This is a genomic window from Bacillus sp. 05T21 (genome assembly GCF_056396785.1).
The window spans coordinates 144,794-165,643 of sequence record NZ_JBFTMD010000004.1; the positions used below are offsets into that span (position 1 = coordinate 144,794).

The 20,850-nt window shown below is 32.1% G+C and carries 22 protein-coding genes and 1 pseudogene; 4 read left to right on the forward strand and 19 right to left on the reverse strand.

From position 1 onward, the window contains the following. Nucleotides 1-127: 127 nt before the first annotated feature. The 9 genes from AC1DKZ_RS11180 to AC1DKZ_RS11220 form a co-directional block, all read right to left on the reverse strand. The gene (locus AC1DKZ_RS11180) at nt 128-1,336 is read right to left on the reverse strand and encodes an L-lactate MFS transporter (RefSeq protein WP_113936390.1); all 1,209 of its coding nucleotides are present in this window, start codon (nt 1,334-1,336) and stop codon (nt 128-130) included. Between the two features lie 278 nt (nt 1,337-1,614). Continuing rightward, nucleotides 1,615-1,758, reverse strand: a complete 144-nt coding sequence (locus AC1DKZ_RS11185) for a hypothetical protein (protein WP_002013225.1) — start codon at nt 1,756-1,758, stop codon at nt 1,615-1,617. Between the two features lie 31 nt (nt 1,759-1,789). Further along, nucleotides 1,790-2,818 (reverse strand): serine hydrolase domain-containing protein, encoded by a 1,029-nt coding sequence (locus tag AC1DKZ_RS11190; protein ID WP_476996233.1) that lies wholly within the window; start codon nt 2,816-2,818, stop codon nt 1,790-1,792. A gap of 113 nt (nt 2,819-2,931) precedes the next feature. Beyond that, nucleotides 2,932-3,213 carry a heterocycloanthracin/sonorensin family bacteriocin gene (locus tag AC1DKZ_RS11195; protein ID WP_002065695.1) on the reverse strand — a complete coding sequence of 94 codons (282 nt, stop codon included), beginning with the start codon at nt 3,211-3,213 and terminating at the stop codon, nt 2,932-2,934. 198 nt (nt 3,214-3,411) lie between these two features. Beyond that, nucleotides 3,412-3,858 (reverse strand): NUDIX domain-containing protein, encoded by a 447-nt coding sequence (locus AC1DKZ_RS11200; RefSeq protein ID WP_002032390.1) that lies wholly within the window; start codon nt 3,856-3,858, stop codon nt 3,412-3,414. A 372-nt stretch (nt 3,859-4,230) separates the two neighbouring features. Further along, on the reverse strand, nt 4,231-4,800 hold the full coding sequence (locus AC1DKZ_RS11205) for a DUF4256 domain-containing protein (RefSeq protein ID WP_002085300.1): 570 nt from the start codon (nt 4,798-4,800) through the stop codon (nt 4,231-4,233). Between the two features lie 261 nt (nt 4,801-5,061). After that, the gene (locus AC1DKZ_RS11210) at nt 5,062-5,526 is read right to left on the reverse strand and encodes a GNAT family N-acetyltransferase (protein WP_002085299.1); all 465 of its coding nucleotides are present in this window, start codon (nt 5,524-5,526) and stop codon (nt 5,062-5,064) included. Nucleotides 5,527-5,603: 77 nt separating this feature from the next. Further along, entirely contained in the window at nt 5,604-6,527 is a 924-nt protein-coding gene (locus AC1DKZ_RS11215) for a nucleoside hydrolase (protein ID WP_476996234.1), read from the reverse strand. 283 nt (nt 6,528-6,810) lie between these two features. Beyond that, complete coding sequence (locus tag AC1DKZ_RS11220) at nt 6,811-7,722, reverse strand: DMT family transporter (protein WP_476996235.1); 912 nt, start codon at nt 7,720-7,722, stop codon at nt 6,811-6,813. A gap of 152 nt (nt 7,723-7,874) precedes the next feature. On the opposite strand from AC1DKZ_RS11220, the gene pdxR reads away from it, so the two are divergent. Further along, complete coding sequence (pdxR, locus tag AC1DKZ_RS11225) at nt 7,875-9,308, forward strand: MocR-like pyridoxine biosynthesis transcription factor PdxR (RefSeq protein ID WP_476996236.1); 1,434 nt, start codon at nt 7,875-7,877, stop codon at nt 9,306-9,308. Between the two features lie 45 nt (nt 9,309-9,353). On the opposite strand, the gene AC1DKZ_RS11230 is transcribed toward pdxR, so the two are convergent. Beyond that, nucleotides 9,354-9,884 carry a DUF4269 domain-containing protein gene (locus tag AC1DKZ_RS11230; protein ID WP_476996237.1) on the reverse strand — a complete coding sequence of 177 codons (531 nt, stop codon included), beginning with the start codon at nt 9,882-9,884 and terminating at the stop codon, nt 9,354-9,356. A gap of 175 nt (nt 9,885-10,059) precedes the next feature. Between AC1DKZ_RS11230 and AC1DKZ_RS11235 the strand changes: the two genes are divergently transcribed. Next, a complete protein-coding gene (locus AC1DKZ_RS11235; protein WP_002085290.1) occupies nt 10,060-10,527 on the forward strand; it encodes a DUF2306 domain-containing protein in 468 nt (155 codons plus the stop codon). Nucleotides 10,528-10,630: 103 nt separating this feature from the next. Here the strand turns inward: AC1DKZ_RS11235 and AC1DKZ_RS11240 are convergent, their stop codons facing one another. Both AC1DKZ_RS11240 and AC1DKZ_RS11245 read right to left on the reverse strand, forming a co-directional pair. Beyond that, nucleotides 10,631-11,506, reverse strand: coding sequence for a glycerophosphodiester phosphodiesterase (locus tag AC1DKZ_RS11240; protein ID WP_476996238.1), 876 nt, complete (start codon nt 11,504-11,506; stop codon nt 10,631-10,633). Between the two features lie 46 nt (nt 11,507-11,552). Continuing rightward, on the reverse strand, nt 11,553-12,353 hold the full coding sequence (locus tag AC1DKZ_RS11245) for a GNAT family N-acetyltransferase (protein WP_476996239.1): 801 nt from the start codon (nt 12,351-12,353) through the stop codon (nt 11,553-11,555). Between the two features lie 507 nt (nt 12,354-12,860). Between AC1DKZ_RS11245 and AC1DKZ_RS11250 the strand changes: the two genes are divergently transcribed. Beyond that, nucleotides 12,861-13,559 (forward strand): hypothetical protein, encoded by a 699-nt coding sequence (locus AC1DKZ_RS11250; RefSeq protein WP_476996240.1) that lies wholly within the window; start codon nt 12,861-12,863, stop codon nt 13,557-13,559. Between the two features lie 91 nt (nt 13,560-13,650). Here the strand turns inward: AC1DKZ_RS11250 and AC1DKZ_RS11255 are convergent, their stop codons facing one another. Further along, nucleotides 13,651-14,034, reverse strand: a complete 384-nt coding sequence (locus AC1DKZ_RS11255) for a winged helix-turn-helix transcriptional regulator (RefSeq protein WP_002085280.1) — start codon at nt 14,032-14,034, stop codon at nt 13,651-13,653. A 143-nt stretch (nt 14,035-14,177) separates the two neighbouring features. On the opposite strand from AC1DKZ_RS11255, the gene AC1DKZ_RS11260 reads away from it, so the two are divergent. After that, a complete protein-coding gene (locus AC1DKZ_RS11260) occupies nt 14,178-15,047 on the forward strand; it encodes an NmrA family NAD(P)-binding protein (RefSeq protein ID WP_476996241.1) in 870 nt (289 codons plus the stop codon). A gap of 205 nt (nt 15,048-15,252) precedes the next feature. Here AC1DKZ_RS11260 and AC1DKZ_RS11265 read toward each other — a convergent pair whose 3' ends face one another. From AC1DKZ_RS11265 to AC1DKZ_RS11290, 6 genes and pseudogenes are all read right to left on the reverse strand, one after another. After that, nucleotides 15,253-16,557, reverse strand: coding sequence for an MFS transporter (locus AC1DKZ_RS11265; RefSeq protein WP_427282866.1), 1,305 nt, complete (start codon nt 16,555-16,557; stop codon nt 15,253-15,255). A gap of 113 nt (nt 16,558-16,670) precedes the next feature. After that, entirely contained in the window at nt 16,671-17,894 is a 1,224-nt protein-coding gene (locus AC1DKZ_RS11270) for a methyltransferase domain-containing protein (RefSeq protein ID WP_476996242.1), read from the reverse strand. Between the two features lie 146 nt (nt 17,895-18,040). Next, the gene (locus AC1DKZ_RS11275) at nt 18,041-18,847 is read right to left on the reverse strand and encodes a DegV family protein (protein ID WP_002013192.1); all 807 of its coding nucleotides are present in this window, start codon (nt 18,845-18,847) and stop codon (nt 18,041-18,043) included. A 196-nt stretch (nt 18,848-19,043) separates the two neighbouring features. Continuing rightward, the gene (locus AC1DKZ_RS11280; RefSeq protein ID WP_002085266.1) at nt 19,044-19,550 is read right to left on the reverse strand and encodes a DUF3189 family protein; all 507 of its coding nucleotides are present in this window, start codon (nt 19,548-19,550) and stop codon (nt 19,044-19,046) included. A gap of 79 nt (nt 19,551-19,629) precedes the next feature. Then, entirely contained in the window at nt 19,630-20,085 is a 456-nt protein-coding gene (locus AC1DKZ_RS11285; RefSeq protein WP_476996243.1) for a CcdC protein domain-containing protein, read from the reverse strand. Nucleotides 20,086-20,256: 171 nt separating this feature from the next. After that, nucleotides 20,257-20,847, reverse strand: a pseudogene (locus AC1DKZ_RS11290) (GNAT family N-acetyltransferase). Nucleotides 20,848-20,850: the final 3 nt, after the last annotated feature.

Consider the following 20,850-nt stretch of genomic DNA (forward strand, 5'->3'; position numbering starts at 1 on the left):
AAGTATCACGCTCCTTTTTACTTATCTATTCAATTTTATAATGATATTGTCCTGTCTTTAATGAGTTAGTAAAGAAGCAAAGTTAACGTAATAAAAAAGAGCCCTGACATTAGGACCCTTTTTTGAATTAAGCTATTTTTCGATTTAACTGTTTTATTTCCTTCTTCTTTTCTGCATTTGGAGGGCGAATTAATATAGAGATAACGAATGATATAATACTTAAAACACCGATTGTAATGAAGGTTGGTTGAAACCCTCCAAGTAGTGCTCCAATGAATGATCCTGCAAGTGCACCAAATCCGAAACCTTGGTAAACAATCCCGTAGTTTGTACTATGGTTTTTTAATCCGAAGAAATCCCCGACAATGGCTGGGAATATAGTGATATTACCACCAAAGCAAAAGGCGACACTTGCTACACAAGCAAAATAAATCCCGTAATTTAGTGGAATAAAACTTAAAGTGAAGACGGATAATCCAATAATAATAAATGTAGCCGAGACGATTTTTAATCGGCCTATTTTATCTGATAACGTTCCAAGAATAATTCTACCTATTGTATTAAAGATTGCAATCATTGCGACGGCATTAGCGGCCGTCGCTGTACTAAGACCAACGAGCTGCACCCCAATGTCTTTTACCATACCGATTAAATATAAACCACCCATACAGGAAGTGAATAGCATAAAAAACAAGAAATATACTTGTTTAGTGCGCATCATTTCACGCGGAGTATAGTCATTGTGTAATGTTTCAGCCGTAGTGTTACTTACAATTGCTTCACGTAAGAAGAACGATCCGATTAATACTAAAAGTAAGACGATAATACCCCAATATAAAAATGCTTGTGATACACCAAGACTATCGATAAGATTTCCGTTTACATATCTAAAAATTAAGCTTCCCATTCCATATGCTGAAACAGATATACCAGAAATAAGCCCTTTACGGTTTGGAAACCATTTAATTAAATTAGATAGTGATGTAATATATGCTGTTCCATCAGCGTATCCAACGACAACACCGGCTAATAAATAAAGTAATGGTAATGAGGAAACTTGTGAACTAAGTATTAAACCGAGTCCTAAAACAATTCCTGCAGTAGCGATAAGTTTACGAAGTCCAAATTTTTGTTGTAGCTTTCCTGCAAATAGAGTTGAGAATGATAAAGAAAAACTCGTAATTGAGAACGTGATCGCGACTGAATTGAGATTCCATCCAAACTTACTTACAAGGGGTTGATTAAATAAACTCCATGTGTAAATTGTTCCTAGGCCAATTTGAACAATGATTGTACCTAGAACAATTAGCAATGGATTTATAGATGTTTGTTTCATGCTAACTGTCCCCTTCTTTTATCATGACATGAATTTTCACAGTTAGTATATCCATGATAAATTGCAAGATACTGTACGGAAAATGGAAATTGAGTTAGCTTACACAAAAAGACACTTCATCAAGAAGTGCCTTTTTGTAGGTTATATACAGCATTTAAAGAAAGCTTTGTTAAGATAAGACATTTTCGAATGCTTATGTATATATGTTATCAAATAATTTGCTGAAAGTGATGAGACTTAAGACGTATTTTTCTTTCATAAATAAGTCGGAGAGAAAATTAATATTCAATTTCCTCAAAGTCTTTCGGCTGCGGTACAGTTTGCATATTAGCTGCATCTTTCGGATCGCTATAAATCGCGTTTTGTTCTGTGTTTACATCCTTTATATTTTGCTTTTTATTTTTATTCACTTCATTTTTCATTAAAGTTCACTCCTTTTTATTATAGGAGTAGTTATACCCTAACCATATTATTTTTACTGCTACTAAATGTATCAGCGACTAAATTGCTAAATTCACGTAAATAATATAAATAATTATCCCCACCATAGTTGTATCTTTTATTGTACATTTTAGCAACGACGACATTATATTCTGGAATGACTAATATCGTTGGTCCTGTAATTCCTAATATTTGATAGGAACCTTTAGGAACTCGCTCACCAAGTTCGCTAAATAAAGCAGGTTCATTTTGAACGAACCAAAACAACCCGTTTTGAGGTAGTTCTTTATTTGTATACTCTGGACTTTGTAAGCTCGTAGCAAGTGCTATAACTTCTTTTGGCACAATTTGTTTACCATTTAAAAACCCTTTATTTAAATGCAGGTTCCCCCAGTAGGCAAATTCTCTCGCGGAGACAAAAAGATTTTTCTCGGAGCCGTCATCTACTGCACCAACACTACTTATTGCATCTTCATCTGGGTTTACAACAACCTTAACTAAATTATCATCTTGTTTTATTCTCCATCCAGTTTCTTTGAAATCAGCAGGTATGAATACACGCTCCTTTAATAGTTCAGGAAAACTCTTATTATACAGTTGATAAATAAGCTGCGTCACCATTCTTACATTAATATCTCTGTACGCCCAAGCTTGTCCCGGCTCAAATTCACGAAAAGCTGTCCCATCATCGGTTTCATTTAAACCGTGTGAATGAGTTACTAAATGTCTTATCGTTGTCTTTCCAAGTAATGAAGGATCATATTCTTTAAAATAATTTACAGCCTCGTCATCAAGAGAGTTTATTTTCCCCTCATAAACTGCATAAGCTACCATTAATCCTAAATAGCTTTTTCTTGCGGAAGCGACATTGAATTGTGAAGATATAGTTACTTTTTTACTAGTAGGAGTATTTGAATGCGTTCCACTATAATGCTCTAGCACAATCTTATTATCTTTCATAATACAAAGTGCTGCCGTAGAACTTTGATTTGTCTCTTTAATGTTTTCTACCCATGAAATTAATTTTTCATATTTGTACAAATAAATATCCCCCTAAAACATATAAAAATAACAGCATGAAAGAAAAGTTTCAATACATTATAACTTTGCATCGGCACTTTTCTTTCATGTGAAATATTATTGATCTATAGTACTTAAATAATCCACCAGTTCCAGCAATTAGAACAGCTGAAACAACCAACACAGCCTACACAACCTACGCAACCGCCGCAACGTCCGCCGCCACAACCACCACAGCGACCACCACAGCCGCCACCGCCACAACGTCCGCCGCCACCGCATCCGCCACAACGACGTGCATCGTCTTGAATGTAGTAATATGGATATTGATTTTGTTGTTGATCCCAATACACAACATTACCAGGTTGATAAGCATTAAGGTTTAACGCTTGTAGTTCTTGTTGAAACTCATTCATTATGAAACCCTCCATTTACAAATGTAAATTCCGTCCAAATTTTCGAGTTTATTTACTTTTAAAAATAAAGTAGAAATAAGGCTATAGACTAAATGCGTACATCAACAAAATATGCTTTACACTAGGTGATGTACCTTGTTTATGAGCCTATTTTCTTTATATTCTTTTAGTGGACGGAATTAATATAAATAGAGACAATTAAAAGTTACTAATCCAGCAAGTTAATAGTTCATCACTTAATTTTCTTTCTAGTAATTCTTTTACTGAAGGTGTCGGCATTATTGTATAGGAATTTATATTTTCTTTATTAAAATCAATCCAGTGAAATGCTAAATGGGACTCTTTAGATATTGGAGTGAAATCGGATTTTAACTCATTTGAATCTATTTCAAAAATGTGGTTAATTTCATGGTGGAGGGTTTCTTTGGCTTGCCATTGATTTTCTATGACGCCTAAAAATTGTTTTATACTGCAAGTTACCCCAAGTTCTTCTCGTAACTCTCTTATTAGTGCATTCTCTGCTGATTCCCCAATTTCAACATGGCCACCGGGTAAAAAATAGTGATGTCCTATGTATTCAGCAACTAGTAATTTTTCATCTTTTATCATGATAGCTCGTACAATATGATGGAATTTACTTTTCATTTTGTATTCCTCCTAATCATTCACTTTATACTTGCTCGAAAATTTTCATTTAAAAGCGGGATAATATAAATCATAGGTGTTTCATATGGGTGAATTTCATTGATAATTGCAAGAGTACCTTTTACAAGTTCTCGTTTATACGTTAATTAAAACTAATAATTTTGATAAATGATTCTAAAAAAGAGTATGTTTATGAAGAAAATTATCAAAACATACTCTTAATATTTTTAGTTGATTCATTCTTTTACAATAAGGTTTGATTAGCCCTATTCTTTGCGGCCTCAAAATCGAAGCCGTAGCTAAAGTATGCAATCACTACTATTCCCTAAGCAAATCTATTCTCTACTTCAAATTTACCTGCCTGTACAAATTTTAGACTCTTAACGAACCACGAAAGCCTCTTGCGGCATAGTAAGATTCTGCCCCATTGTGATACACAAAGACGTGTCCAAAGCGATAATCGCAAAAAAGGGCACCGCCAAGTTCTCTAATATCAGAAGGTGTTTGCACCCAACTCGACGTCTTCATATCGAAATTTTCAAGATTATGTAATGTACGATATTCTTCTTCCGTTAATAGTTCAATACCCATGGTAGTTGCCATATCAATAGCGTTATTTTCTGGTTTATGTTTCTTTCTTGATTCTAGCGCTTCAAGATCGTAACAAACACTTCTACGACCTTTAGGACTTTCTGCTGAACAATCATAAAAAATATATTCGCCTTTTTCTTTATCAAAATCAACAACATCAGGTTCGCCACCAGTTCGTTCCATTTCGTTGAGCGACCACAACTTTTCAGTATTAGCATCCAGCCTTTCTTGAACATTAGCCCATTCTAAACCTTTATGACGGTTCATATTATTCTCAAAACGATCTTTCAATGTTTGTAGTAATTCTTCACGTTGCTCTAGTGACAACTCTTTTTTATTGCTTTCTTTCATATTAGTTCCTCCATTGATGTTTTTATTAATGATAGTTTAAGTATATATAAATACTGTTTTATAATAAAATGTTTAAATAATTGCGTGAATTGAGTTTGCGATAATTTATATGAATTAGTACAACCAATTCTCCGCAATATGACCCTTTAACGGAACAACTTATTGTTTCAAAACAGTTTCTTAATCGATCTTTCAATTCTAGATGTTCTTTTCCTTTTCACTATAAATACACGATATAACTTTATTCAAAACAGTACATCTTTATTTCAACAACAATAAGCGATATACTTCCTCACCGTCATATACATTTCCTAATGGTTTAAAATCATAACATTCATATAGTTTCTTTGCAGAAATATTATCTTTATGGACAGTTAATTTAATTTCCTCACACTCTTTAAAGTTATTTTTTATTAAGTTAATGATTTCCTGTAATGCTGCTTTTCCATATCCTTTTCCTTGCTCTTTTTCATCAATGATAAATCCGTTAATCCAATACATATCTGTTGACTCTCGTACAAAAGCATGCATAATAAAACCAACTATAAGGTCACCATCATATATAGCCAATGGAATATATTCGACATTTTCACCATCTGGTTTTATGTATACTTTAGCAAGTGATACTGCCACTGCCGGAACAAAGTGTATTTGGTTTTCTTTAACTTGTAACTTTAATGCGTCTTCCCAATTTTCTCTCGTAACAATTTTTAATTGGACGTTCACTATTTTAAGCTCCTTTAAAAAGAGAATTTATCTTTTATATTCAACGGAGTGAAATGATTCCCTTTTTCGACATCAACTTATAACATGATTTTCATAAAATCCTGAATAAATTTTTCCTCATCTAATTGTAACGCTATACGCGCCCCTTCAGATTTAGAGTGTGGGCGAAAATCAGCAAAAGTTTGTCCCTTCGTTTCGCCACATATGTCTACAGTCACTTTTCGAGATGTATAATTTAAAAATGTAGGATTCACTAAACCGCTTATAGCAAGTACATCGTGTAATAATGGCCCTTCAATAGATGGATTGAGTTTTTGGTATGCTGATAAATAATAATCGTACATGGGTTTCATAATCGGCTTAAATGGATTTTGTGTATTAACTAAAATATAAGTAAATACACTTGGGGTTAAAACCGTTTTATTTGTTACATTTAAAGGGAATAACGTTAAATTTTTCGCTTGCTGAAATACAATTTGACTTGCTATAGGATCTCCGTACACGTTTGCCTCTGCTAATGGAGTAACATTCCCTGCTTCTAAAAAGACACCACCCATAAAATAAATTCCTTTTACATTTAACATCAAGTCGTTCCATAAATTAAAAGCAATCGCTAACGAGGTAGATCTTCCTACATCGACAATTGTTAAATCTTCTCCATACTTTACAAGAATCGCAGCAATACTACCAAAATTGTATATCGGAATAGATAACACACTTTCCGGTACATGTATGGGTCCTAATCCTTCTGGTCCATGAATTTCAGGATAATACGTTGTAATTTCATTTGTAAGTGGCTTTGTTGCCCCGCTAATTACAGGAATATCTTGTCTGTTTGCTAACTGTAAAATATATGCGGCATTATGAGCGGCATGTATATGTTCAACATTTCCATATCCAGTTACGATACCAACAATTTCAATTTCAGGATGCAGTAAGCCATACATAATTGCAAACGAATCATCAATACCTGGGTCTCCAAAAAATAAAACCTTCTCCAAGAAATGCACTCCTTTCATAGGTAAGATAATTATGTATATGTGGAAATAATTTAAATCTATACAGTTCTAAGCAAATATTAATGGTGAGTAATGTATTGATAAAAAAGAACTAGCATTATGCTAGTTCTTTTGCAGATAAATAATCTACCAGTTTAATTAAATCTCGTACAAATATTGGACTAACTGATTTTAATATAGATTATCCCCACTATATTTATAGAATTGAAAGCCTGTTATTAATCCGGAATTTTGCATTCAAATTGCAAATACTCGCAGGGATGTCTTACCATACTTTTTCGCTCTCGATTTGCTTATAATTATCTTTTTTAAATGTTAAATGAGCAATCACAACTCCAAGTATAGTAATTATCCCTCCAATTATCGAAACAAAGGTTGGCACCTCGCCTAACCATATCCACGCAATAAAACATGCAGTAACTGGTGTTAAATATAGAGAACTCGTTGCTTCAGAAGCCCCAGCATGAGATGTAATATACGCTAATGCAATATATGGAAGGACTGTCGGAAACACACCTAAATATATAACGCTCAAAGTAATTTCCATAGGAGCTGCTACAATTTCTTGATAAATCCCTGGTAAAAAAATAAGCATACATACAGTACCAGACCAAATTGTATATATTGTAAATGGTAAGAAACCGTACTTTTTTAAATAAGATTTTTGAAAAACGAAAAATAGACTTTCTGAAAATGCCGCTAATAATATTAGTAATACCCCACTATTCAATTGAATGGAATCTCCTTGACTTAATGATAAAAAAGCAATTCCTACTAAACTAATTACACCACCAATCCAACCATTTAATTTCATTTTTTCATTCATAAAAATAGAAGCAAGAATTGCCGTTAATATAGGTGTTACTGAAACAATTAAACTAGCAGGTCCAGCATTTACACTCTGTTCACCGTAGTTTAGTGCAATATGATAAATAGTAAATCCTAGAGCGCCAAATATAAAAATTACTGGAATATCTTTTAAATCAGGTAACCGTAATTTGTATATAAGTGAAAACAGAAGAAGAATCAAAGAAGCAATTAGTAATCGTAGCAAAGTAAGGTGTTCAGGGCTGTAAGCTTCAAGCCCCATCCGAATTCCTGGAAAAGCTGTTCCCCATATAATAATCGTAAAAGCGTGAGCACATACAATACGAAAATCCCATTTTTTATTATGCATATTTTCTCGCCCTCTCCAATAAACCAGCCATTTTCTAATTACCAATTATTTCTTTTCATCATATTTAATAGTTGATACAATGTCTTCAACCAGTTAATCCTCGAAAAAACCAACCACTTTGCATTTTTAAAATGAATGAGGGAGTTTTTAATATGTCTACTGATAAAAAACTGCCTAAATATCGGCAGATAATAGACTATATGAAAGAAAAAATTGAATACGGAGAATGGCCGATTGGAAGTAAGGTTCCTAGCCAGCGGCAGTTAGCGAAATTATTTCATGTAAATCGTAGTACTGTAATAATCGCACTAGAAGAACTTATGGCAGATGGCTTAATTCAAGGGCAAATCGGGTCAGGAACAATTGTAACGAATAATACATGGTCATTATTAGCCACCAATCCCCCGCCCGATTGGAGTGAATATGTAAAGGCTGGTATTCATAAACCAAGCAAGTTAATGGTACGAGAAATAAATGAAGCAGAAGCAAATAAAAAATTGATTCATCTTAGTAAAGGAGAACTTGCACCTCATCTTTTCCCGTTAGAAACTATGCAATTCATTATGCGTAACGTATGTGAGGAACTAGATTATTTCGGATATGAAGAACAAAAAGGATATCTCCCTTTACGTGAAGCAATAAGTAATTATGTAAAATCATTTGGAATAAATACATCACCAAGCTCTATATTAATAGTCTCTGGTGCATTACAGGCATTACAATTAATATCAATCGGTCTTTTACATAGAGAGTCAACTGTTTTACTTGAACGACCTTCTTACTTATATTCTCTTCACGTATTTCAATCGGCTAATATTCACCTTTCTGGAATACAGATGGATCAACATGGAATTATCCCTAATGATTTGTTAAGAAGAATTAATTATAGTCAAAAGAAAAATATTTTATATTCGATTCCTTGTTTTCAAAATCCGACGGGTGTATTAATGTCCAAGGATCGAAGAAAAGAAATACTAAAAATATGCGAAAAAGAACAATTGCCTATCATTGAAGATGATATTTACCGTGAATTATGGATTGATGAAATACCGCCACTACCTTTAAAGTCGATGGATAAACATGGACATGTTTTATATATCGGCAGTCTATCTAAAACACTTAGCCCAGGACTTAGAATTGGCTGGATTATCGGGCCAGAGCCTGTTATTGAGAGATTGTCAGACATAAAAATGCAAACTGACTATGGATCAAGTTCTTTATCACAAAGAGTTGCTGCAGAATGGTTGAGTAAAGGATTTTATGAAGAACACGTTGCGAACGTAAGGATCCACCTGAAAGAGCGGAGACGAATGATGTTACAAGCTTTAGACAAGTATTGTGCAGATATTGCTACATGGGATATTCCAAGTGGTGGATTTTTTATATGGCTAACGGTTGTACCTAACATTCCAATGAAAAAACTGTTTTCAGAAGCACTATCAAAGGGAGTTCTTTTAAACCCAGGACGTATTTATGAAGAAGAATCGGATCAGTGCATACGCTTATCGTATGGATATGCTTCCTCTGAACAAATTACTCAAGGTATTTATATATTAAGTAATTTAATTCGTAAGTTAATGGCATAATAAAAATCCTCTTTTATATAAAGAGGATTTTTATGTGTACCCTATTTACCACAATCTCATTTCCTGTCCTAATAGAATAAGTTCTTCATAAGGATCCCCGTCAATTTTTAATACTTGTGCAAAAGCCGGTTCTGTTTTTATGCCTTGTTCTTTTAATTGGATGATTTTTTTTCTAATATGGGGATGCTGCATTAATAGCATGTGCTCCACTATCATATGTTTATATGCATTTTGGTTACGCACTGGCTGCGGTTGACCAAATAATTCAAATTCAAAACCTTCAAATTGAAAAGTTGCCTTTATTGTTAAGATTTTTCTAATGTTTTTCTTTTTCATTTCAAAACCTTCATATGAACCATACAAAGATCTAATTTCCTGTTCAAAAACATCATAATTATGTACTTCCATTACAATATCTAAGTCAGAGTGAAGGGTATCAATTCTAATAGGGATTGTCCCGCAAAGTACAGGACTATATAAAGCTAAATCCGCCATTATGTTTAGCTTATTCATAACGTCGTAAACTTTTTGTTGTTTATCGTTCCCGGATTGTAAGTATGTGATAGATGTAAACATAGAAGTCTCTCCTTCATTTAACGTAATACTCATCTCACTAAATTTGAGAAAAAATTTAATCATTTCATTTTGTTCTAGGAGTACCTTTATTTCAATATATTAAGGCGAACTAACTATATTTTTCAACTTTTCTCCTATACTGCAATACTATAAAAATAAAAAAGGAGGAACTTTTATGAGCATTTTCAATATTCTTTTGACCATACACATATTATTTGGAACCATATGTTTAATTACTGGTATTGTAGCGATGGTTGCTCAAAAAAAGAAAGGAAAACATACGGAATGGGGCGAAATATATCATGCATCTTATGTTGTCATAACCCTGACGGCAATTATATTGGCCATTATAAAGTGGGATGAAATCGCATATTTATTTTATGTAGCAATTATCTCCTATTCATTTGCGATTTACGGATATCTTGCAAGAAAAAAACGATGGAGAAATTGGTTGCAACACCATATTAGAGGTATGTTAGGATCTTATATTGGTGCAGTTACCGCACTTTTAGTAAACATTGGTATGTATATCCCTATTTTAAATCTACTTCCACCAATATGGTTTTGGTTCTTACCTACTATAATCGGTATTCCTCTCGTAGCCAGTGTATCAAGAAAATATAAAAAACAAAGGAAAAATTAATTACATTTTGTTTACTTTCTAGTTTGTTTTGTAAAAATGATATTTAATGTAGTAAAGACATAGAAGAGAAAATAAAAAGAATCCAAGTTTTATTGGATTCTTTTTATTTCTGTTTTTTTAAAGGCTTTATTGAATGTAAACGATCCGGATAATTAGTAAACATCCCGTCTACACCCCATATAAGTAACTTTTTCATATCCTTTTCATTATCTACTGTAAATGGATGCACTTCTAATCCATATTTCTTTATTTTTTTTACATAGGCTGCGTCAATATATTTAAAGTTCATTCCTAGGCCAATGCAGTATTTTTTATAATTCTCAATTTCTAGTTCTGTTAATTGAACTGCTTTTTTATATGATAATAATTGTACTAACGGTATATTGGCATTTAAATTATGAATCTTTCGCAGACTTTCTTCACTAAATGATTGAATAATAGCTTTATCATTTATTTGGTAGCGATTTATAATTTCTAATAGTTTTTCTTCCATTCCAGGATATTCATCTGGTGATTTTGTTTCGATATAATAGTTAGCATTATGTCCAAACGTTTCAATAATTTCTTCTAGTGTTGGAACTTTAGCATTTTTAAATTCTTCTTTTGCTAAATCGGGGTATTTTTCATTGAAAAAGCTGCCTGCATCAAGTTGTTTTATTTCTGTTAATGTATGATTTCTTACTAATCCAGTACCGTTCGTTGTACGATCCAATGTTTCATCGTGCATAGCTATTAAACGTCCGTCTTTTGTCATTTGAAGATCTATTTCTATATAGTCTCCCYTTAATTGTTGTCCTAATTTGTAAGCTTCTATTGTATGTTCTGGTGCATATGCAGATGCACCTCTATGTGCAATGTTTTTTATATGATTTAATGTATTAGTAGCTTTAATGTATTTATGTTCATTTATTTGCTGAAAAACAAAGATGCTTATTACCATAAAGAAGCATATGAGTGTAATTAGAGATATTTTTTTCATAACGGTATGTTAACTCCTATATTTAAAGCAATTTTATTTGGATGAATTATCCAAATAAATGCTGGTTTTCAAAAACAGTCATTTGTCCTACAGCTTTAAATCCAGATTTTTCATAAATGTTAATTCCATCAGGTGAAGCTTGTAGTACGCAGTACATATTTTTTAATTGTTTTGCTTCTTGCAGCAGGAAATTAAACATAGTAGAGCCAAAACCTTTTCCTCTCATTTCTTCTTTAGTCGCTATATCATAAATACCGACACTATCTTTCGTACATACTAAAGAGCCAACAGATACTACCTCACTTTTATAAAGACCTAAGTATAGCTTCATGTCATCGCTATTCCATACATCTAAAGAAGAAATTTGATTATAGTATGCTTGAACGTGAGTACCTTCTGCTGATGTACCGAATAAAGCCGCTAACGTTTCGCCAAATTGTTGTATTTGTTCTGGCGATGTTGCTTTTTGTATTGTAAAACCTACTGGAATGTCTATTATTGGATGAATTTTTCTTAAGTCTGCTACCATCGCGATATTCTGTTCTGCTTCTTTTAAACCAAATTTGATTAATTCGCTTTTTATAGTCTGTTCTTGTTTATCATCCCAAAACCAAACACTCATTGGAAATTTCTTTTGATTATAGCATTCTACCTCCTTATATAATTTCTCAATCCCTTCCGTTACATTACTATTTAGTAGTGTAATAATATTAAATGTATCTGCAGGTAATCCGCAGTCGATAGTAATGTAATCCTTCGTTTCTTTTACATCCATTCCATTTACCTGCCGCGCAATATATGAGGTTTTATATGTGAAATTGTCTATTAGTAACTGTTTATAATTCATTAATTTTGCTCCTTTCATAAAAATTCGTATTCGAATCCTTCAGTATTAAATATAACATATAAGAAATGTACCTATTTCTATAAAAATATCTCTATAAATCACTCTTTGCGCCCTAAAAGAATTAAAAATGATATAACGTTGTCGGAATGAAAAAAGTGGTATATAATAAATATTAACATTACTAGTAATTATTTTAGGTATTCCTAGAATAAAGGAGCGATACATATGAAAATTACTATTTATTTCGGAAGTCATGAGGATCAAGATGTCCGTACTATGGACTGTCATTTAGATGTAGAAGATACAGAAGAGATTGTTTCTGTATCTTAATATAAATAATTGGGATGAACCCTCTTCCCTACAGCGTTTAAGACACCTTTTACAGGTGTCTTTTTTGTTGTTTTTTCATCAAAAACCCTTTACTTTAGAGCGTTTTAATAGTAAAATATAAATATACGAACAAATGTTCTTTTTATTTTAATTGTACATGAAGGGATGATTTTAACAATGACTCAAGCAAAGCGCAGAGGAAGAAAAAAGCAAACACCTATTATTTCAAATACAGGCTTTATCGGCTCTGTCTTTATTGATACATTGGAGTTACAAAAGAAATCCTATTATTTCGCTCGTAAAAAACTTCAAATTGTTCATCACGTACTAGATGGTCTATCTGGAGCAACGAGTGCATTATTTAAAGAACATAATATCGCTGCATACATGTCATGTGTGTATTTACATAAACAACAGAAAATTGGCTTCGTTCTTTCAACAAAACCTTTTGAACAAAGTGATGGTGTTTCTTATTTTATAAATTATTTGATCGAAAAGAATTTTTATGGTGACGAAGACATTGAATATCAAGAAGTATTTAATACAGGTTTTATTGGTGTAGTATTCGCGGATTTATCTAGTATAGATCGCTTTAATTTTGAGTTTGAAATGGGTATGCTAACGAAATTAATGAAAGATATGATTATTCCGGTTAAAGAGCTCTTTTTACGCCACAATGTACCGGCTTACATCTCCACTTCTCATTTAGAGGGGCAAAATAAATTAGGTTTCGTTCTATCTGTAAAGCCATATGATGAACGTGCAGAAGCAGATTTATACTTCGAAACATATTTAAAAGAGCGCGGATTATTTATTGGTGATGAAGAAGATGATATTGATAAAATAGTTATTAGAAAGACAGCCGAATTACGATAGTTTTCCAGTACAACTTACATTAATAAATTGTTCAGTATTTAATTTGAACTTAATACCTTCCTATTGGTAATAGGAAGGTATTAATAATTTATTAGTCCTGACGCTTTTCATACATCTCTATTTTTTTATTTAGTAAATCTTTACCCCAAGCTTGCATTGCTTCTAATACAGGTATAAACTTTTCCCCCTGCTCTGTTAAAGAATATTCTACCTTTGGTGGAACAACTTTATAAACTTCTCTGTGTACTAGCTCGTCCTCTTCAAGCTCTCTTAATTGTCTAGTTAAGATTCCTTTTGAGATGCCAGGTAACATCCTCAATAATTCATTAAACCTAATAATTTCATTTTTGCTTAAATGCCACAAAATCACGATTTTCCATCTTCCTGCAATTGCATTTTGGGTAACTGTTAATGGACAAATTTCTTGCTGTGTTTCTTCAGAAACCGATTCATCTTGATAACTAAAACGTGCCATAATAAAATCTCCTTTTTCGCTAAGTACTATTTTTATGACTATGTTATTAAATTGTGCCTACTTACATAAATCCTTCTTAAGAAATAGTATATGTAATGTATACAAAAATCAAAAATAACGCTGTATGTAACGGAGGAGATTGTATGAAAGTTTTTGTAACAGGTGCAAACGGAAATTTAGGTTCTAAAATTGTTGAGTATTTACTTACCAGATTATCAATTGAAGAAATACTTGTTGGTGTACGTGATGACAAGTCTGAAAAAGCACTAAGCTATAAAGAACAAGGCTTAGAAGTACGTGTAACGGATTTTGAAAATCAAGAAACCTTGTTTTCAGCATTCAAAGATGTTGATCGTTTATTCATCATGTCAACATTTGGTGACTTTGATACAGTTATACGTCAGCATACAAATGCAGTAGAAGCTGCCCAAGCAACAGGTGTAAAACAAATTATTTATCCAAGTGTTACAAGAGCAGAAGGAAATGACTTCTTCCTAGCAGGCATGCATAGAGCACGTGAAGTAGCAATTATTGAATCAGGTATTCCTTATGTGATTCTGCGTAACAACTGGTATGTAGAAAATGAACTTGGTACAATTCAAAGCTGTATGGCTGGTGCCCCTTGGGTGACTTCTGCAGGAGAAGGGAAAATCGGTTGGGTATATCGTCCGGATTTAGCTGAAGCAGCAACGAATGTTTTGGTAGCTGATGGTCACAAAAATAAGATTTATGAACTTTCTGGTGAAAATTTAAAACAACAGCAATTTGTTGATACATTAAGTGAAGTATTAGGTAAAGAAATTCCTTTATTAGAAGTAGATGACTCTTCTTATGAAGAAATGTTAAAAGGTGCTGGAGTACCTGAAGCCTACCTTCCAATGTTAGTAATGACTCAAAAAGGGATTCGTGAAGGAGGATTAGAATCAACACATACCCATTTAAATTTCTTATTAGAACGTCAGGCTACACCATTAAAGCAAGCATTAACACATTTATTAGTAAATACAAAATAGATAAATCAAATTCTACAGCCGAGATCAAATAATAAATTTTGTATCTTACAAAGTGCCAGTCCACATTAGGAATGGCACTTCTTTATTACTGCCTTTACTTCGACCATCTATCACTTTAGTTAAAGAAGGATTTTTAAACAACATTATTATTTTTTAAAGGACTCTATTGCAAAATAAACATCTTTTTGTTACTTAACAAATTTACTTAGCTACGCAAAACACTATAATCTTTTGAATGAATTTCTAAGTTCAACTTATTTGAATAAGCCTTATTCAAAATAAGAAATACTATCCCTCCTGTAATTGGAAGCGTGTAAGCAGGGATATAATTTAATAATAATCCTGATAATGCCAATGCTATTGGCTGCATCATTTTACCTATACTTAATCCAATACTGAGTACTCTCCCCCTATATTCATCAGGAATCTCTTTTTGCGTGAAATAAATTAAAGGAATATCAATTAACGCTATTATTAGCCCTAAAAAGAACATAACAACACAATACGTAATAACGTATACAAAATCATTTACTTCAAAACTTTTGAATAGAACTGGAATTCCTGAAATAATCATAAAAACTGCCAACATTGAACTTAGCTTTTTCAAAAGATAAGAGTAAGAAAAACGATTAGTTATCTTTTTTACTAAAATTGCACCAATTATCATCCCTACAGGAAAAGTCCCTTGAATCATACCAAATTGCTTAGAACTTAGATTGAGAACCGTGTTTATAATATATGGCAATGGAACAGTTACAGCAAAACCTAGGAAGAAATTAAGTGAAGTTAAAATACTAAACGTATTCTTTAAGCTTTCCTTTTCAATTAAGTAAGAAAACCCCTCTTTTATATCTTTAATAAAATTAATTTCTCTTTTTGAACATCCATCATTTATGTTGTACTCGAACAATTTAAAGTGAATAAACAATATGGATATGCCCGAAAGAATAAATGAAATACCATTTATAATTATAAAAGTTTTTATATCTAATACAGCAAAAACGATGCCACCTAACATAGGACCGAGAATTAAAGATACAGAATCGATAATTTTACTTATAGAGTTAATACTCATTAACCTCTCTTTAGAAACGATATTTGGTTTTGCCGCTTCTAACCCTATTCCAAAGAATGTTGTAAATACCGACATAAGAAAGGTAGTAGCATAAATAATGAATAAGTTTAATCCATAATTGCTGCTTACTATATAAACAGCAATTAATAAGCCTCCATTTAGTAGATCCATACAAATAACCAGCTTCTTTTTATCAACCTTATCTGCGATTACGCCGGCAAATGGATTCATAACAATCATTGGAATCGTTCCTAAAATGAGTGTAATTGCGAAATTTAATGCTGATCCGGTTATTTGTAAAACATATAATCCTAATGCGAAACTATAAATAGAGCTACCAAATATTGATACTGTTTTCCCAATTACATAGAGACAAATATTTCTTAGTTCTTGTTTGCTTTTTTCATTTTGTAAATGTAATCGTAAACTCCCCATAACTTTTCCCTCCCGCTTAACTTTGTATTACGTACAGTGTAAGTTCTCGGGTCAACCCAATATCAATATGCTAGTATTAAAAACTTTTAAAAGAAAAATTAAAAAAGATGGGGTTAACCCCATCTTTTTCCGAAAAATGAATATGTATAAATTTCTTCTCCTTGAACAAAGAAATCCTCGTATTTTCCTCCTCGTTCTATATATTCTGAAGTTCTTTCATCTATGGAATTAAACTGTAGCTTTTGGATTTCTCCCTTGACTTTTGAAGACGTAAAATTATCTCTTAATCTAGTTGTAATTTGGCTATTTATGCTAAAATTTTTAAATACAATAAATGAACTTAATAAATAACAATCAGGTTTGAATAGATAGTTTAATTCGTGCAATAAAAATTTTTCATGCTCAAAACTGTAATTACTTGTACCAGACTGATCAATTACAATATCAACAGAATGGTTCTGAATAGGTATACTTAAAAAATCAGCGCAAATAAAAAGAATGTTTCTTTTGGAATTTCTTTTTTCAATTACATCTTTTAAAAATAGAAGTTTATTCAAATCTCGATCAACAGCAATATATAAGCAATCCTCTGGCAGCTTTTCATAAATATTTCGTAAAAAGAATCCAAGACCCGATCCTATATCAAGTATTACCTTGTCATTTAAATCTAGTTGTTTTAGTTTCTTTTTCGCCCATTCTCCTATTCTATGTATATTCTCCAAATAAGAAGAATCAGTTGCATGGATATAATCTGAAATAGGATCTTCAAAAGAAGCCCTGTCAGACGTTTCAAATGATTTATCTGCTGTTAAAATCCCTGAATTAATAACATATTCTTCGCCGCAATTACAAGTTAATTTCCCCTCCGTAATTTGATTACTATTAATAATTCCATCTTGAAGAATTAAATTTCCGCTACACTTAAAACATGTAAGAAAATTAAGCACCCTTAAATCTACCCCTAAAATTGAATTAGAAATCTCAGTTGTTATAGATAAATCATTTAACGCTGCCTTTAATTTATCTCTTCTTTCCTCTAAAATTTGTATTTCTTGTTCAATCTTTTCATATTTCAATTTAAATAAAGATTGGTAAAAAGTATCTTTTTCATAATTTATAGATTTTGCTAAACTTTTATAAAGAAAAAGTTCTTTAATTTCATTCAAACTAAATCCTAGCCATTTGTACTCTAATATAAGCTCTACATCTTTTTGACAATACTCATCAAAAAAATAATGGCCACCCTTTTTTTCAGGAATAATTAGTCCGAGATCCATATAATGTCTAATTGTATCTATACTTATATTGTTTTTTTCTCCAAACTTTCCGATTTTCATAATATCACTACCATTTTAGTATTTGTTTATAAATACTTCTTTTCTAATAGTAGGAAATCCTTTTATCCATCTATATATAATTATCTAGTATAGGGTAATTATAGAAAAAAATAAAAAAACCCGCGAATCATTCACGGGTTTTCCTCTTAATAACTAATTGCTATTGTACCTTCACCTGCATGTACAGCAAATGAAATCGGCAATGGATAAAGCTTGAAATCCATTTCAGGGAATGCTTGTTTAATATCTGAAATCCATTCTTCAGCTCCATTTTTATCGTTAGCATAGAACATATGAAGTACTTTTGGTAATTCTTTTTCAAGCTCATTTTTAATGTATTCTCTACATTTTTGGATTTTACGCACTTTCTTTTCAAGTAAAAGTTCGCCGCCTTTTACTTCTAAGATTAAGTTGACACTTAATAAACTTCCAAGTAAAAATTGAACTCCCTTTACTCGACCACTTGCATATAAACCTTTTAAGCTTTTTGGAAATACATAAAAAGGCCTTCTTTTTTCATCTACTAATGTTTTATGTATATCTTGTAAAGTCATACCATCATTGTATAACGTTTTAGCTTTTCTCAAAAGTTCATCCATTGGATAACTTGTCGTTTCACTATCTAATACAGTTAAAGGGAAACCTGCCATATCAGCAGCTAACTTCATATTTTGATAGGTCCCACTTACTTTTCCGCTAATAGCAACTGCAAAGCCTTCTTCATATTCTTCTTTGCATTTAGTAAATAATTCTACCATTTCCCCTATATTAGGTTGCGAAGTAGTAACTGTTCTTCCATCATTTAACGCTTCATAAAGACGTTTATGAACTCCTTCTTCACAATCCTTATAAGACACTCCATCAATAATAACTTCAATTGGGATAACAAAGTTATCACCATCTGTTGTAAAACTCGCAGTTGTACTATCAGTAAACCAAGCAACACGCTTCATGTTGTTCCTCCCTTATTCTGTTCCTCTTTTCTGACTTTTCTATATATTTATCTTACGAAAAGAGAATATCCCCTGTAATAGTAACAGGACTTTATTATTTTGGCTATAGTAGATGTATAATAAATGTGAATGTTTTTTGTCTATTTATCAAAAAAAAGAAAACCACAAAATTTTCCGGCTTTCTTTTAACATTACATTACTTAAATGTTTCGTTATCTAAAATAACAACATAATCATTCGTCATTCGCCCCGCTTCTTTCGTATAACTGACAAGTCGCTGGATATTATCACAGCAAATTTTTGCTCCCCATACGAGTAACGGTACACCAATAAAATCAATATGAAATCTTCTAGAAAACAAACCGCCTAAAGTCATTGGCAATGGAACTGTTGGTGATGTATTAGAGAAAATAATCTTGTCATGGTTTTGATAATGTTTTTGCAGAATCTCTCCTAAATGCTTCATCGCAGGTACAACGACTTTTGATGCCCCGCATCCAATTGTATATACGGGATTCCCATATTCATCTTGTCCATGAAAAATAATTTTCCCCATATCTTCTGTTTTCAATTTATTAAAGTACTCCACATTTAAAATTTCTTCTTTCGTTAACTTCCGATCAGTTGGTAATTTATTTAAATGATAAGCTGCAGCTAGCGAGGTTGTATGCGTTCCACCGAAATCTGTGTAGATAAAAATCATAATATCATCCCTTATTATAAAAAGTTCAATGTTAATTAGTATCACCATTCAAAAGATTGTTAAACAAGGGATGATTTTTTTATACTCTTTGTGTTAATTCATTATATTTTTTCCAAATATAATATCGTCTACTAATTACTGTACCTAATGTGATACAGAGGAAGGCATTCGTTACAACCATTAATGTGGAGTGCGTACTGCCAGAAAACATACTTTGCTTAATCACGATTTTCGCACCTAAAATAACAAGGAGAATAATTGTACTTAACCAATTTCCTTTTCGTAATACATGACCCGTTTCACTATCTAACCGAAATGTTAAAGCTTTCCCCCTAATAATCCCAAGTGCCAATCCAATTCCAAACATTGCACCGAAGAGAAGTCCTTGCAATAAAGTTACTTGCTCCATGTGAACAATGGACTGAATTGTTACATAGAACAATAAAGCTGGAACAAGCCAAATACGATTAATTTTCACTTTACGTTCTTTCCCTTGCATTAAAACGATAATAAGAATAACAACGATAATATCCAATTAAATCCCCCCTATTTACACGTTTCCCTTTAAAAATTATATTCTTCTTTCTTTATTCGATACTTGAAATACAATATCTACATTAAATTGTAAAATATGGAGTGTTCTTTTACATCAGTCTTAAGCATTATTTATAAAAGTAAAAAGACGTACTTTTTACTCGTACGTCTTTTAGTACCTGTATTCAAAACGAGTACATTCATGAACCCGTTTAAATTGTTTTCTTATCTCTTCTTTATTTTCACCTGTGTAATGAGCAAATGTTTGAACCGGATTTAACTGTTTTATATTACTATTTATTACATCTTTTATTTCATCTGTATGATCAGAATATACGTGTAAATATGAATCTACGTTTACAAAAGCATTTTTTTCATACCATCCATGTACCCACAGATTGTCTCTAGTCCATGCTTCCAATCGATTTAGCTTAAGTTCTTTAGCCATCTTTTCTGCTTCATTTAATAATTGATTACCAATTCTCCTTCTGCGAAAATCGGGATGAACTGCAATATGCCAAATCATACCGCCAAGACCAGTTCCTCTTGAACAAACAGTACGTTCTTCTAATTCGTATTCAATATCTATTAAACCCACTATTTGATCTTCGTGTACAGCTACTAATTCAATAGCAGGATTTTCATATTTTTCTTTCTCTCTAAGTACATTGTCATAATATGCTGTATCTAAAAAAGATAACGCACGGCAACGTACCTAGCTTATTTCGTCTTCTTTTTTATATGCTCTAATTTTTATATCCATGTA

Excerpts from the sequence above, each read along its gene's own strand:
- AC1DKZ_RS11195 (WP_002065695.1), bottom strand. The coding sequence starts at position 3,213 with ATGAATGAGTTTCAACAAGAACTACAAGCGTTAAACCTTAATGCTTAT.
- AC1DKZ_RS11280 (WP_002085266.1), bottom strand. The coding sequence starts at position 19,550 with ATGATTTTTATCTACACAGATTTCGGTGGAACGCATACAACCTCGCTA.
- AC1DKZ_RS11265 (WP_427282866.1), bottom strand. The coding sequence starts at position 16,557 with ATGGGGAGTTTACGATTACATTTACAAAATGAAAAAAGCAAACAAGAA.
- AC1DKZ_RS11270 (WP_476996242.1), bottom strand. The coding sequence starts at position 17,894 with ATGAAAATCGGAAAGTTTGGAGAAAAAAACAATATAAGTATAGATACA.
- AC1DKZ_RS11260 (WP_476996241.1), top strand. The coding sequence starts at position 14,178 with ATGAAAGTTTTTGTAACAGGTGCAAACGGAAATTTAGGTTCTAAAATT.
- AC1DKZ_RS11245 (WP_476996239.1), bottom strand. The coding sequence starts at position 12,353 with ATGAATTATAAACAGTTACTAATAGACAATTTCACATATAAAACCTCA.
- AC1DKZ_RS11275 (WP_002013192.1), bottom strand. The coding sequence starts at position 18,847 with ATGAAGCGTGTTGCTTGGTTTACTGATAGTACAACTGCGAGTTTTACA.
- AC1DKZ_RS11255 (WP_002085280.1), bottom strand. The coding sequence starts at position 14,034 with ATGGCACGTTTTAGTTATCAAGATGAATCGGTTTCTGAAGAAACACAG.
- AC1DKZ_RS11205 (WP_002085300.1), bottom strand. The coding sequence starts at position 4,800 with ATGAAAGAAAGCAATAAAAAAGAGTTGTCACTAGAGCAACGTGAAGAA.
- AC1DKZ_RS11185 (WP_002013225.1), bottom strand. The coding sequence starts at position 1,758 with ATGAAAAATGAAGTGAATAAAAATAAAAAGCAAAATATAAAGGATGTA.
- pdxR (WP_476996236.1), top strand. The coding sequence starts at position 7,875 with ATGTCTACTGATAAAAAACTGCCTAAATATCGGCAGATAATAGACTAT.
- AC1DKZ_RS11235 (WP_002085290.1), top strand. The coding sequence starts at position 10,060 with ATGAGCATTTTCAATATTCTTTTGACCATACACATATTATTTGGAACC.
- AC1DKZ_RS11230 (WP_476996237.1), bottom strand. The coding sequence starts at position 9,884 with ATGTTTACATCTATCACATACTTACAATCCGGGAACGATAAACAACAA.
- AC1DKZ_RS11180 (WP_113936390.1), bottom strand. The coding sequence starts at position 1,336 with ATGAAACAAACATCTATAAATCCATTGCTAATTGTTCTAGGTACAATC.
- AC1DKZ_RS11250 (WP_476996240.1), top strand. The coding sequence starts at position 12,861 with ATGACTCAAGCAAAGCGCAGAGGAAGAAAAAAGCAAACACCTATTATT.
- AC1DKZ_RS11200 (WP_002032390.1), bottom strand. The coding sequence starts at position 3,858 with ATGAAAAGTAAATTCCATCATATTGTACGAGCTATCATGATAAAAGAT.
- AC1DKZ_RS11220 (WP_476996235.1), bottom strand. The coding sequence starts at position 7,722 with ATGCATAATAAAAAATGGGATTTTCGTATTGTATGTGCTCACGCTTTT.